This is a genomic window from Pseudomonas laurylsulfatiphila, assembly GCF_002934665.1.
In the GTDB taxonomy this organism is placed as follows: domain Bacteria; phylum Pseudomonadota; class Gammaproteobacteria; order Pseudomonadales; family Pseudomonadaceae; genus Aquipseudomonas; species Aquipseudomonas laurylsulfatiphila.
Genome location: NZ_NIRS01000013.1, coordinates 1 through 14,355, shown reverse-complemented (window position 1 = coordinate 14,355; position 14,355 = coordinate 1). Strand labels below are relative to the sequence as shown.

The 14,355-nt window shown below is 60.3% G+C and carries 5 protein-coding genes and 2 rRNA genes; 4 read left to right on the top strand and 3 right to left on the bottom strand.

All coding sequences use genetic code 11. From position 1 onward, the window contains the following. Both rrf (CD175_RS32265) and rrf (CD175_RS30985) read left to right on the top strand, forming a co-directional pair. Nucleotides 1–78, top strand: a 5S ribosomal RNA gene (gene rrf / locus CD175_RS32265); the annotation flags it as partial. Nucleotides 79–187: 109 nt separating this feature from the next. After that, nucleotides 188–303 (top strand): 5S ribosomal RNA (rrf, locus tag CD175_RS30985). A 124-nt stretch (nucleotides 304–427) separates the two neighbouring features. On the opposite strand, the gene CD175_RS30980 is transcribed toward rrf (CD175_RS30985), so the two are convergent. Next, complete coding sequence (locus CD175_RS30980) at nucleotides 428–1,138, bottom strand: GntR family transcriptional regulator (protein WP_104451649.1); 711 nt, start codon at nucleotides 1,136–1,138, stop codon at nucleotides 428–430. Nucleotides 1,139–1,334: 196 nt separating this feature from the next. Here CD175_RS30980 and lapG point away from each other — a divergent pair, with 196 nt between their 5' ends. Both lapG and lapD read left to right on the top strand, forming a co-directional pair. Then, the gene (gene lapG / locus CD175_RS30975; protein WP_104451648.1) at nucleotides 1,335–2,027 is read left to right on the top strand and encodes a cysteine protease LapG; all 693 of its coding nucleotides are present in this window, start codon (nucleotides 1,335–1,337) and stop codon (nucleotides 2,025–2,027) included. Between the two features lie 14 nt (nucleotides 2,028–2,041). Next, nucleotides 2,042–3,988, top strand: coding sequence for a cyclic di-GMP receptor LapD (gene lapD, locus CD175_RS30970; RefSeq protein ID WP_104451647.1), 1,947 nt, complete (start codon nucleotides 2,042–2,044; stop codon nucleotides 3,986–3,988). Nucleotides 3,989–4,033: 45 nt separating this feature from the next. On the opposite strand, the gene CD175_RS30965 is transcribed toward lapD, so the two are convergent. Next, on the bottom strand, nucleotides 4,034–4,372 hold the full coding sequence (locus CD175_RS30965; protein ID WP_007978962.1) for a hypothetical protein: 339 nt from the start codon (nucleotides 4,370–4,372) through the stop codon (nucleotides 4,034–4,036). A gap of 146 nt (nucleotides 4,373–4,518) precedes the next feature. Next, nucleotides 4,519–14,319 (bottom strand): cadherin-like domain-containing protein, encoded by a 9,801-nt coding sequence (locus CD175_RS30960; RefSeq protein ID WP_476748389.1) that lies wholly within the window; start codon nucleotides 14,317–14,319, stop codon nucleotides 4,519–4,521. Nucleotides 14,320–14,355 lie beyond the last annotated feature (36 nt).

Sequence of the window (14,355 nt, the reverse complement as noted above, 5' to 3'; positions counted from 1 at the left end):
CCCGAACTCAGAAGTGAAACGATGCATCGCCGATGGTAGTGTGGGGTTTCCCCATGTGAGAGTAGGTCATCGTCAAGATTAAATTCCGAAACCCCTATCTGCGTATGCAGGTAGGGGTTTTGTTTTTAGTAGAAGTCACCAGTTTTCACTGGCACGTTGATGTTTTAACGGGCTGGTCACAGAATTTCTTGACGACCATAGAGCGTTGGAACCACCTGATCCCATCCCGAACTCAGAAGTGAAACGATGCATCGCCGATGGTAGTGTGGGGTTTCCCCATGTGAGAGTAGGTCATCGTCAAGATTGAATTCCAAAACCCCTGTCTGCTAACGCAGACAGGGGTTTTGTCGTTTCAGGAGTACTGAAAAGCCCGTTGTGGAGCCTCTCCACAACGGGCTTTCTCACGTCTTGCACTTGCCGCTGCGGTTTACTTCGGCGTGTTTCTGGCCTGGACTTCAGGGCTGTTGAGGTAGCGCGTAATGACCTCGACCCCTCGGTTCAGATGATGTTCGAGCAGCTTCACGGAGCGTTCTACGTCCCGTTCCTCTGTGGCCCGCAACAGTGCCTGGTGGTCGTCCTGGGACAGTTTGCCCAGGCCCATGGCTTCCAGGTTGAAACGCAGGAAGCGCTCTTCCTCGTTCAGGCCGTCTTCAACCAGTTTCAACAACCGGCGATTGGGCGCTCGGCTGTAAAGCGCCATGTGGAACAGGCGATTGAGCCGACCCATTTCGGTGTAGTCGCTTTGCCTTTCGAGTTCGTCGATGTAGCGGGCAGCCTGCTCGAGATCTTCGTCCTGGAGCAATGGCACCGAGAGACGCAGGGCCTCGGACTCCAGCAGGATCCGCAGCGCGTAGGTTTCCACGGCGTCTCCCTGGACCAGTGGCGCGACCACGGCGCCTTTATGGGCCACCACGGTGAGCAACGACTGTGCTTCGAGCTGGCGCAAGGCTTCGCGTACGGGCATGCGGCTGACGCCGAACAGGTCGGCGAGGTCCTGCTGGCGCAGGGCCGCGCCGCAAGGGATGCGCCCGTCAAGTATTGCCGCGCGCAGGGTTTCTTCGATCACCGAGCGTGCCAGATGTGCGGGAATCGGCCCGTTGACCTTGATACTGCTAAGAGGGTTGGGCTTTTGTGTCACTAAACGCACCCTGAATAATGAATTTTTTTTGGATCCAAATGACACTAGTGACTGCCTGACAGCTTGTCAAACAAGTGAACGAATGCCTTTCCTGCAGTTTAGCGCGCCGCCAGTGATCTCATCGTGCCATTGTCTTTTTCCGGACTAACCTTCACCATCCGAACGACTCTCTCCTGACTATCCAGGATGCCTCGCATTGGCGGCATGTTTAACGATCCCCCGGATTTTACGCTGGCTGTGCAGCGCCTTGCTGCTGGCTGGCGTGATGCTGGGCAGCCTGAGTGCCGATTGGGACTTTTCCCTGATCAGCCGGCGGGCGCAGGCATTGTACGGACCTTTGGGAGAGGGTCAGCAACGCATTGACGATTGGCAATACTTGTTGGCCAGTCAGAAGCAGATCAGCGAGTCGGAACAACTCAACGTTGTCAATCGCTTCTTCAACAAACAGCTGCGATACGTTGAAGACATCGATCTGTGGCATGAAGTCGACTACTGGGAAACCCCGATCGAAGCCCTGTGGAAAGGCGCAGGCGACTGTGAAGACTACGCTATTGCCAAGTACTTCAGCCTGCGTCACCTCGGTGTAGCCAGTGAAAAGCTACGTATTACCTACGTCAAGGCACTGACCCAGAACCGCGCGCACATGGTGCTGACCTACTACTCGAGTCCGGAGGCCGAGCCCCTGGTGCTCGACAGCCTGATTGATGCAATCAAGCCGGCCAGCCAACGAAAGGATTTGCTGCCGGTCTACTCTTTCAACGCAGAGGGATTGTGGTTGCCGGGTGCCAAGGGCAACAAAAAGGTCGGCGATACCAAACGTCTGTCGCGCTGGCAGGATGTATTGAAGAAAATGCAGGCCGAAGGATTCCCGGTCGAGACGACTAACTAGGAGCACGTGCTCAGATGTCTTTGTTCAAACAGCTGTTGATTGCTATCTGTCTGTTCCTGGTGGTCGCCTTCACCGGCAGTTTCATGGTCAGTCTGGAGAGCTCGCGCGCTCAGTACGTCAACCAGTTGCGTTCCCATGCCCAGGACGCCGCGACCGCGCTGGCGCTTTCCCTGACCCCGAATATCGACGACCCGGCGATGGTCGAGTTGCTGGTCAGCTCGATCTTCGACAGCGGTTACTACGCGAGCATCCGCGTGGTCGATCTGAAGACCGACCAACCCCTGGTTGAGCGCACGGGCATTCCGGCGGTCAACAACGTTCCGGACTGGTTCGTCAAACTGATCGGCCTGGAGCCCGCCGGTGGTGATGCGATCGTCAGCCGCGGCTGGGAGCAGGCTGCCCGGGTCGAGGTTGTCAGCCATCCGATGTTCGCGCTGGCCAAGTTGTGGCAAAGCGCCTTGGGCAGTCTGGGCTGGTTGCTGCTATGCGGCGCCGTCAGTGCGGTGCTCGGCGCGCTGTTGCTGCGCCAGCAATTGCGACCGCTGGATTACATGGTCAAGCAATCCCACGCCATCGCCCGACGGGAGTTCCTCAGCCTGCCGGAATTGCCGCGCACTCCCGAGCTTCGCCGGGTCGTGCAGGCCATGAACCAGATGGTCGAGAAGCTCAAGGCGCTGTTCCAGGAACAGGCCGAGCGTAGTGAGAAACTGCGGGTCGAGTCCTATCAGGATTCGTTGACCGGGTTGGCCAACCGGCGCTATTTCGAGATGCAACTGAATGCGCGGGTGAGCAACCCGGAACAGGCCAGCTCCGGTTATCTGCTGCTGTTGCGGGTCAAGGATCTGGCCGGCCTCAACCAGCGTCTCGGTGGCCAGCGCACTGATGAAGTGCTCAAGGCCGTGGGTGAGCAACTGACTCGCGAGTGCGCCAAGTATCCGGAAACCCAGAACCTGGTGACCCGTATCCGTGGCGGCGAATTTGCCGTGCTGGCGCCGGGGCTGGTGCGCGAAGAAGCGCTGCAACTGGCGCAAAATCTCGATAGCGCCCTGGCCAGTCTGCACGCTACCGGCGCCACTGATGTGGCTGCCGTGGCGTCTATCGGCCTGGCGCCTTTTGCTCACGGTGACTCGCCGCAAGCCGTGCTCAGCCTCGGTGATCAGGCGCTGGCACAGGCCGAAGGCCAGGGCGAGCAGAATTGGGCCTGCCTCGAACACAGCCTCTCGGCCAGTGTCGGCGACGATCACCACGCCTGGCACCAGATGCTCGACCAGGCGCTGACACAGCGGCGTTTCGAGCTGTATTTCCAGCCGGTAGTGGCCGCTCAGGACACGCAACTGGTACTGCATTACAAAGTGCTGTCGCGACTGCTCGATGAACACGGCCAGACCATCCCCGCTGGGCGTTTTCTGCCTTGGCTGGAGCGCTTCGGCTGGACCGCGCGCCTGGATCGACTGATGCTCGAACGGGTGTTGGCGCAAATGAGCGAACATGAGGAGTCGCTGGCGCTGAATCTGTCGTCGGCGACCCTGGGCGACCCCCAGGCGCAAAACAAGATCTTCGAGCTACTGCGTGCGCATTCCAACCTCGGCCCGCGTCTGACCCTGGAGATTGGCGAGGAGCAACTGCCTGATCAGGCGGTGCTGGAGCAGTTGACCCAGCGCCTGCGCGAACTCGGCTTCTCCCTGAGCCTGCAACGTTTTGGCGGACGCTTCAGCATGATCGGCAACCTGGCACGGCTGGGGCTGGCGTACCTGAAGATCGATGGCAGCTACATTCGCTCGATTGATCTGGAGAGTGACAAACGCCTGTTCATCGAGGCGATCCAGCGAGCGGCGCACAGCATCGATTTGCCGCTGATCGCCGAACGGGTCGAGACGGAAGGCGAGTTGTCGGTGATTCGCGAGATGGGGCTATACGGTGTGCAGGGCCAGTTGTTCGGCGAGCCCAAGCCCTGGCGCTGATGTGATTGCTCCCACGCAGCGCGTGGGAATGATCGCTGGGGGGTGTCAGATCAGCCCGGTCTCTTCATCATCGATCAAATGGCTCAAGCCACCCAAGGCTTCACGGGCCTGGTCTCGGTCCATGAGTTTGGCCTGGGCCGCCGTCGGCAGGTCGGTGACGCGGATCACGCCTTTCTGGGTCAGCACCTGAATCAAGTCATCGAGTACCCGGATCATTTCCAGGTCACTTTGCTTGAGCTGTTTGAGGCTGTTCTCCACAGCCGCATTGGCAAACCAGGCCTGGATTTCATGATTGTCAGCCGGCAGCGTTTCCGTGGCCTCGGCGTAGGCGGCGGGTTCCACGCGTACCAACAGGCCCTGCGCATCGCGTTGCACGTAAAACATTGAGCATCCCTCAGAATTGAAGCAGCGTCATGCTGTCAGCAGCATAGGTCAACTGCGCGCCAGTATGTGGCGCAGCGACGAAATCGTCACCGGGCAGTGGACACAAACGTGACGACCGCCCCAGAAGGGGCGGCCGTTTTCATGCATCAGCTGTTGTTGTGATCGATTTTGATGGTCGGGTCGCTACCAGCAATCAGGTTGTGCAGGTTGGCGCTTGACCAGTTGTTGCCCTCCAGCTTGATCGTCACGTCCGGCGTGGCGGCTGCGGCGTTGCCAGAGTTGAACTGGCCGGTCGAGCTGACTTGCAGCGACGACACGCCATCGACCGTGGTGATCTTCAGGAAGTTGTCGATGGTGCTGCCGGTTTCGCCCTGCAACAGATCGCGCAGGTCGATCCGGTCACCTTCGTTGGCCTTGAAGTCCTTGATCACGTCGTTGCCGGTGTCGCCCGTTTTCCAGACGAAGGTGTCGCCGCCCAAACCGCCAGTCAGAGTGTCATTACCCTTTCCGCCCAAGAGAATGTCATTGCCGTCGCCACCGTCCAGCAAGTCGTTTCCGGTACCGCCGAGCAGAATGTCATTGCCAGTGCCGCCGTAGAGTTTGTCGTCGCCACCCTGGCCGAAGATGATGTCATTGCCGGCACCACCGAGCAGCGTATCGGCGCCATCCTGAGCGCCAGACACATCGAACACGTTGTAGTGCTCGGTGATGTACTGGTGCACATTACTTGGTGTGATCAGGTTGGTCTCGACCCCGGTTTGCAGGCCGACAAAAGCCTGCAGCGAAGCGTAACCCTCGCCGGTGACGCTATTGAAGCTCACCAGGTCGCCGAAGATGATGTCATTGCCATCACCACTGTTGACGGTGTCGTGACCCGGTAGCGTGGCCTCGCTGTGGCCGAGAATCGCGTTGGCCAGATCCGAAGGGTTGATATTGGCCAGCGGCTTGCCGTCGGTGGTGTTGTACGGCGCCAGATCGCTTTCCTTGACTTCGCCGTTCAGGCCGATGGCTTGCACAGTGGAGTTGGCAGCCGCCAGCAGGGCAAATGCCGCCGCGGCATTCGAGGCACTGGTCCAGTCGACGTAACCATCGCCATCGTTGGCCGACAGCTCATAAGTGCCGTCACCTTGCGCATGAAGTGTCAGGCCACTGTATTTGGAGGAACTCCAGTTGCCCTTGCTGTCCTCACTCCATTTGTAAACGGCACCATTGGCATCGACCAACGTACGAGACACACCGCCGATCACTGTATTGAACGCATAGCCAGGCTTGTAGTCACCCAGTTTCAACAGGCTGTCCAGGGTCAGGTCCGCGGCGCTGTTCGACTTGAAGTTGACGACGACCGGGTTGGTCTGTTCACTGGTGGTATAAGCGGTTGGTTCACCGTCGGTAATGAAGTAGGTGAGATTGATCGCATTAGGGTTGCTCTTCGCATCAGCACTGTAGAACCAGTTGGCGGTGGTCTTGAACACGTCCTCGTAGTTGGTGTATCCACCCGATTTCATGCCGTCGAGAACCGACTTCAAGTTCGCCAGGGCATCCTTGCTGGACAGGTCGATCGAAATCGACTGTTTGACCGTCGTGTCGAAGTCCACGAGGAACACTTTCACAGTACCCGGATTCGCGTCCTTCGAAGTCGCACTGGCGATCAACGAAGTAAACACTGCCTCCAGAGACTTCTTCGCCGCCGACATGGAGGCGTCGCCCATACTGCCCGAGCTGTCGACCATGAAGGCGATATTGTAGTTCTGCCCTGGTGCGACCGTCAGCCCGCCGATATCCGACACTACGATGTCATTGCCACTGGTGCCGGTGACGGTGTCGTTACCGGCGGTGGCAGTGAGCGGGTTATAGACCGCAGGATTGATCGTGATCGGAATCTGCGTCGTATTGCTGGCCGAATCACCCTGGCTCTCGGTCGAGACGGCCGTCACGGTCAGCGTGTTGGTGCCGGTGGCGTACGGTGCCGGGGTGTAGCTCAACTTGCTCACGTCCCACCCGCTGAGGTTGACGACGCCGTTACCGGTTGTGCCGGTAAAGGTGTGCGTGCCATCGGTCAGGGTCGCACCTGCCGGGATGCCGCCGATCGAGGTAATGGTCTGGGTTTCAGAGCCATCAGTGTCCACTGACGTTACCTTCAAGCCCAACGCGATGCTGCTGTTCTCGGCCACCTGAGACGTGGTGGCTGTCACGATCGGTGTATCCGCGACCGCGGTCACACTGATGTCCAGCGTGGTGCTTGAACCGGTATTGGTGGTGTAGGTCACAGTCGGAACCTTGCCACTCCAATTGTCGGCAGGGGTAAAGCTGTAGTCACCGTTGGCACCGACTGTCAGCCTGCCCACGTTAGCGATGGTGGCAGTCCCCCCCGCGCTGTACTCGATGCCACCAATAGTGAACCTGGTCACGCTGAGAGCGTTGTCCACATCGCGGTCGTTGGTCAGTACGTTACCGGTGGCGATCTGGTCCTCAAGGGTGGTTTTGAGGTCCGCAGCCAGCACACTCGGGTCATCGACTGGCGTGACGCTGATATTCAGGGTCGAGGTGACGTTGGGTCCCAAACCGTCGGTGACGGTGTAGGTGACGGTTGGTACCGTCCCGTTGTAGTTGGCGGCCGGGGTGAAGGTGTAGGCACCGTTGGCTGCGATCACCAGGGTACCGACATTGGCGATGGTCGCCGTGCTGCCGGCCGTGTAGGTGGTCGAACCAATGGTGAAGTTGACCACGCTGACCGCGCCATCGACGCTGCTTGTGCCGGTGAGCACGCTGCCGCTGAGGGCGGTGTCCTCCAGGGTCGAGACCGATTCGCTGGCGTCGGTGAAGCTGTCGTTGACCGGTGTGACGCTGATGTTCAGGGTCGAAGTGTCGTTGGTTCCCGAACCGTCAGTGACGGTGTAGGTAACCGTTGGCACTGTGCCGTTGTAGTTGGCGGCCGGGGTGAAGGTGTAGGCACCGCTCGCCGCGATCACCAGGGTACCGACGTTGGCAATGGTCGCGGTCTGGCCGGCGTTGAAGGTACCCGTCACACCGTCGATGCTGAAGTTGACCACGCTGACCGGGCCGTCAACGCTGCTCGTGCCAGTGAGAACGCTGCCGGTCAAGGCACTGTCTTCCAGGGTCGAGACCGTTTCGTTGGCATCGGTGAAGCTGTCGTCGACCGGCGTGATGCTGATGTTCAGGGTCGAAGTGTCGTTGGTTCCCGAACCGTCAGTGACGGTGTAGGTGACGGTCGGCACCGTGCCGTTATAGTTGGCGGCCGGAGTGAAGGTGTAAGCGCCGTTCGCCGCGATCACCAGGGTGCCGACATTAGCAATGTTCGCCGTGGTACCGGCCGTGTAAGTGGTCGAACCAATGGTGAAGTTGACCACGCTGACCGCGCCATCGACGCTCGAGGTGCCGGTGAGGACGCTGCCGGTCAGGGCGGTGTCTTCCAGGGTGGAGACTGTTTCGTTGGCGTCGGTGAAGCTGTCATCGACCGGGGTAACGCTGATGTTCAGGGTCGAAGTGTCGTCTGTGCCGGAACCGTCGGTGACGGTGTAGGTGACGGTCGGCACCGTGCCGTTGTAGTTGGCAGCCGGGGTGAAGGTGTAGGCACCGCTCGCCGCGATCACCAGGGTGCCGACGTTGGCGATGGTCGCGGTCTGGCCGGCGGTAAAGGTGCCAGGAACACCGTTGATGGTGAAGTTGACCACGCTGACCGGGCCGTCGACGCTGCTCGTGCCACTGAGGACGCTGCCGGTCAGGGCGGTGTCTTCCAGGGTGGAGAGCGTTTCATTGGCGTCGGTGAAGCTGTCGTCGACCGGTGTGACGCTGATGTTCAGGGTCGAAGTGTCGTTGGTTCCCGAACCGTCAGTGACGGTGTAGGTAACAGTCGGCACTGTGCCGTTGTAGTTGGCGGCCGGGGTGAAGGTGTAAGCGCCGTTGGCCCCGATGACCAGGGTACCGACGTTAGCGATGGTCGCGGTCTGGCCGGCGTTGAAGGTACCCGTCACACCGTCGATGCTGAAGTTGACCACACTGACCGGGCCGTCAACGCTGCTCGTGCCAGTGAGAACGCTGCCGGTCAAGGCACTGTCTTCCAGGGTCGAGACCGTTTCGTTGGCATCGGTGAAGCTGTCGTCGACCGGCGTGATGCTGATGTTCAGGGTCGAAGTGTCGTTGGTTCCCGAACCGTCAGTGACGGTGTAGGTGACGGTCGGCACCGTGCCGTTATAGTTGGCGGCCGGAGTGAAGGTGTAAGCGCCGTTCGCCGCGATCACCAGGGTGCCGACATTAGCAATGTTCGCCGTGGTACCGGCCGTGTAAGTGGTCGAACCAATGGTGAAGTTGACCACGCTGACCGCGCCATCGACGCTCGAGGTGCCGGTGAGGACGCTGCCGGTCAGGGCGGTGTCTTCCAGGGTGGAGACTGTTTCGTTGGCGTCGGTGAAGCTGTCATCGACCGGGGTAACGCTGATGTTCAGGGTCGAAGTGTCGTCTGTGCCGGAACCGTCGGTGACGGTGTAGGTGACGGTTGGCACCGTGCCGTTGTAGTTGGCGGCCGGGGTGAAGGTGTAGGCCCCATTAGCACCGATCACCAGGGTACCGACATTGGCAATGGTCGCCGTGGTGCCGGCCGTGTAGGTGGTCGAACCAATGGTGAAGTTGACCACGCTGACCGCGCCATCGACGCTCGAGGTGCCGGTGAGGACGCTGCCGGTCAGGGCGATGTCTTCCAGGGTCGAGACTGTTTCGTTGGCGTCGGTGAAGTTGTCGTTGACCGGCGTAACGCTGATATTCAGGGTCGAGGTGTCGTTAGGTCCCGAACCGTCGGTGACGGTGTAGGTGACGGTTGGCACTGTGCCGTTGTAGTTGGCGGCCGGGGTGAAGGTGTAAGCGCCGTTCGCCGCGATTACCAGGGTACCGAGGTTGGCGATGGTCGCCGTGCTGCCGGCGGAGTAGGTGGTATCACCGATGGTGAAGCTGACCACGCTGACCGGGCCATCGACGCTGCTCGTGCCACTGAGGACGCTGCCGGTGAGGACGGTATCTTCAGCGGTTGTCACGCTTTCGTTGGCGTCGGTGAAGTTGTCGTTGACCGGTGTGACGCTGATGTTCAGGGTCGAAGTGTCGTTGGTTCCCGAACCGTCAGTGACGGTGTAGGTAACAGTCGGCACTGTGCCGTTGTAGTTGGCGGCCGGGGTGAAGGTGTAAGCGCCGTTCGCCGCGATCACCAAGGTGCCGACGTTGGCGATGGTCGCGGTCTGGCCGGCGTTGAAAGTGCCAGTAACGCCGTCGATGCTGAAGTTGATCACGCTGACCGGGCCGTCAACGCTGCTCGTGCCAGTGAGAACGCTGCCGCTGAGGGCAGTGTCTTCCAGGGTCGAGACCGTTTCGTTGGCGTCGGTGAAGCTGTCGTCGACCGGCGTGACGCTGATGTTCAGGGTCGAGGTGTCGTTAGGTCCCGAACCGTCGGTGACGGTGTAGGTAACTGTTGGCACCGTGCCGTTGTAGTTGGCGGCAGGGGTGAAGGTGTAAGCGCCGTTCGCCGCGATTACCAGGGTGCCGACATTGGCAATGGTCGCCGTGGTACCGGCCGTGTAAGTGGTCGAACCAATAGTGAAGCTGACCACGCTGACCGGGCCATCGACGCTCGAGGTGCCGGTGAGGACGCTGCCGGTCAGGGCGGTGTCTTCCAGAGTCGAGACCGTTTCGCTGGCGTCGGTGAAGTTGTCGTTGACCGGTGTAACGCTGATATTCAGGGTCGAGGTGTCGTTAGGTCCCGAACCGTCAGTGACGGTGTAGGTGACGGTCGGCACCGTGCCGTTGTAGTTGGCAGCCGGGGTAAAGGTGTAAGCCCCGTTGGCACCGATCACCAGGGTACCGACGTTGGCGATGGTCGCCGTGCTGCCGGCGGCGTAGGTGGTATCACCGATGGTGAAATTGACCACGCTGACCGGGCCGTCGACGCTGCTCGTGCCGGAGAGCACGCTGCCGGTCAAGGCGGTGTCTTCCAGGGTGGAGGGCGTTTCGTTGGCGTCGGTGAAGTTGTCGTTGACCGGCGTCACGCTGATGGTCAGCGTACTGCTCGAGCCAGTATTGGTGGTGTATGTCACCTGTGGAACGTTGCCATTCCAGTCGGCAGTCGGCTTGAAGGTGTAGTCGCCGTTGCTGGAAATGATCAGCGTACCGACACCCGTGATGGTCGCGGTCTGGCCCGCCGTGAAACTGCCGTTGACCCCGTTCACACTGAAGCTGGAGACGCTCAGGACATTATCGACATCGTGGTCGTTGGTCAGCACGTTGCCAATCGCGTTGTGATCTTCTTCGACGGTGCTCTTGTCCACCTGCAGCACGCTGGCGTCATCAACGGCAGCCACGTGTACCACCAGTGGCAGCGAGGTGCTCGCGCTTGGGGCATCGCCGTCTTTGGCGGTGGCCGTTACGGTCAGGGGAATGTCGCCATTGAAGTTCGTCGGTGGTGTCAGCTTGAGCGTGGACAGGTTCCAACCCGTAATGTCCACCGACGTCGAGCCGTTGGCAGCATTGAAGGTGTGGGTGCCATCGGTGAGGCTGGAACCCGCCGGCAAGCCGTTCAGTGTGAGGGAGAGCGTTTCCGAACCGTCGGCGTCATTGGTGTGGGCCTGGATGGTGGACAACAGGATCGCGTTGTCTTCAAGGCCCGAGTTGAGCACCTGAGTGACATTGATGTTGTCCAGCAGGCCGCCCAGGCTGTTGCTGTCCCCAGCGCGGAACTCGAGCTTCTGGTTGCCATCGGCCGTGACCGGAATGTCGAAGCTATAGTGCTGCATGCCCGTGGTCGAGGTGTTCAAGGTGCCAATGAGTTGACCGCCCCAGTACACGTTGATGAGCGAATTATCTACGCCGGCACGCGGTGCATAGTCGAACGACACGTTGTACGTGGTGCCGGCCTTCGCATCGATAGTGGTGTAGAGGTTGCTCGCATCACCGGTATTACGCTCAAGTTCGATGACCTGGTTATCGCCGCCGGCACCGTAGACGCTGGCTTTGCCGATTTCGACCATGCCACCGCGGTTGTCAGTGTGCCAGGCGCCGTTGCCGAGCTTGCTGACATCGACGTCGATACTCGTAGCGACTTCCTGGAAGTCGGTCGAGGCAACCATACCGCCACCGGTCAGCGACAGGCTCGGGGTATCGGTGACTGGCGCGACGACGATGGTGCCGGTCGCCGAAGCAGCAGAAGGCAGGCCCCCGTTGTCGGTCGCGCTGTAGGTGAAACTGGTGGTGCCACTCCAGTCGCCGGTGGGTTTGAAGTAAATCGTTGAACCATTGGCCGTAGCGGAGATTACGCTGCTGGTGGTCAGCTCGATGGTCCCGGCGGCGTCTGCGTAAAACTTGCCATTGGCCGGCAGGCTGGTCAGGGTGAAGTGATTGACGCTGCCGTCAATGTCATTGCCGCCGAGTTGCACGGAGATCAAATGATCTTCATCACCCCTGGCCGAGGTGGCGTTAACGGTCGGAGCGTCGTTGACCGGGTTGACCTTAATGTCCAGCGTACTGGTGGATTGGGTGTTGGTGGTGTAGCCGATCTGTGGAACCGTTCCGTTCCAGTTCGCGGCAGGGGTGAAACTGTAATCGCCGTTGGTGGCGATAGTCACAGTACCGACGCCGGTGATAGTCGCGACTTGACCCGCGGCAAAGGAGCCGGGAACGCCTTGTATGGTGAATGTCGCGACACTCAAAGCGTTGTCGACATCGATGTCATTGCCAAGCACGTTGCCTGTCGCAGCGTGGTCTTCATCGACGGTCTTGGTATCTGCAATCAGGACGCTCGAGTCATCGACCGGGGTGACGCTGATATTCAGGGTCGAGGTGACATTGCTGCCGGAGCCGTCGGTGACGGTGTAGCTCACCGTGGGTACCGTGCCGTTGTAGTTGGCGGCCGGGGTGAAGGCGTAGGCGCCGTTGGCCCCGATGACCAGGGTGCCGACGTTGGCGATGGTTGCGGTCTGGCCGGCGACGTAGGTGGTCTCACCGATGGTGAAATTAACCACGCTGACCTGACCGTCGACGCTGCTCGTACCGGTAAGGACGCTGCCGCTGACGGCGGTGTCTTCAGCGGTGGTCACGCTTTCGCTGAGGTCGGTGAAGCTGTCATCGACCGGGGTGACGTTGATGGTCAGGGTCGAGGTGACATTGCTGCCGGAACCGTCGGTGACGGTGTAGCTCACCGTGGGCACCGTGCCGTTGTAGTTCTCGGCGGGGGCAAAGGTGTAGGCGCCGTTGGCCCCGATGACCAGGGTGCCGACGTTGGTGATGGTCGCCGTCTGGCCGGCGTTGAAAGTCCCAGGAACGCCGTCGATGGTGAAATTAACCACGCTGACCAGACCGTCGACGCTGCTCGTGCCAGTGAGGACGCTGCCGCTGATGGCGGTGTCTTCAGCGGTGGAGACCGTTTCGCTGAGGTCGGTGAAGCTGTCGTCGACCGGGGTGACGTTGATGGTCAGGGTCGAGGTGACGTCGGTGCCCGAGCCGTCGGTGACGGTGTAGCTCACGGTCGGCACCGTGCCGTTGTAATTGGCGTCCGGGGTGAAGGTGTAAGCGCCGTTGGCTGCGATCACCAAGGTGCCGATGTTGGCGATGGTCGCGGTTTGGCCGGCGGTGAAGGTGTCAGGAACGCCTTCGATAGTGAAATTAACCACGCTGACCTGACCGTCGACGCTCGAAGTACCCGTCAACACGCTGCCGGTCACGGCCGTGTCTTCAGCGGTACTCACGCTTTCGCTGAGGTCAGTGAAGCTGTCGTCGACCGGGGTGACGTTGATGGTCAGGGTCGAAGTGACATTGCTGCCGGAACCGTCGGTGACGGTGTAGCTGACGGTCGGCACTGTGCCGTTGTAGTTGGCGTCCGGGGTGAAGGTGTAAGCACCGTTGGCTGCGATCACCAAGGTGCCGATGTTGGCGATGGTCGCGGTTTGGCCGGCGGTGAAAGTGCCAGGAACGCCATCGATAGTGAAATTCACCACGCTGACTTGGCCGTCGACGCTCGAAGTACCCGTCAACACACTGCCGCTGATGGCGGTGTCTTCAGCGGTGGTCACGTTTTCACTGAGGTCAGTGAAGCTGTCATCGACCGGGGTGACGTTGATGGTCAGGGTCGAGGTGACGTCGGTGCCCGAGCCGTCGGTCACGGTGTAGCTGACGGTTGGCACGCTGCCGTTGTAATTGGCGTCCGGGGTAAAGGTGTAAGCGCCGTTCGCCCCGATCACCAGGGTGCCGACGTTGGCGATGGTCGCCGTCTGTCCGGCGGCGTAGGTGGTATCACCGATGGTGAAATTAACCACGCTGACCTGACCGTCGACGCTGCTCGTACCGGTGAGGACGCTGCCGCTGATGGCGGTGTCTTCAGCGGTAGTCACGCTTTCATTGAGGTCGGTGAAGTTGTCGTCAACCGGGGTGACGTCGATGTTCAGGGTCGAGCTGACATTGCTGCCTGAACCGTCGGTCACGGTGTAGCTCACGGTCGGCACTGTGCCGTTGTAATTCTCAGCGGGGGTAAAGGTGTAAGCGCCGTTCGCTGCGATCACCAAGGTGCCGATGTTGGCGATGGTCGCGGTTTGGCCGGCGGTGAAAGTGCCAGGAACGCCATCGATAGTGAAATTCACCACGCTGACTTGGCCGTCGACGCTCGAAGTACCCGTCAACACACTGCCGCTGACGACGGTGTCTTCAGCGGTGGTCACGCTTTCGCTGAGGTCGGTGAAGCTGTCATCGACCGGGGTGACGTCGATGGTCAGGGTCGAGGTGACATTGCTGCCGGAACCGTCGGTGACGGTGTAGCTGACGGTTGGCACCGTGCCGTTGTAATTCTCGGCCGGGGTGAAGGTGTAGGCGCCATTGGCGCCGATCACCAGGGTGCCGACGTTGGCGATGGTCGCGGTGCTGCCAGCAGCGTAGGTGGTATCGCCGATAGTGAAATTAACCACGCTGACTTGGCCGTCGACGCTGCTCGTACCAGTGAG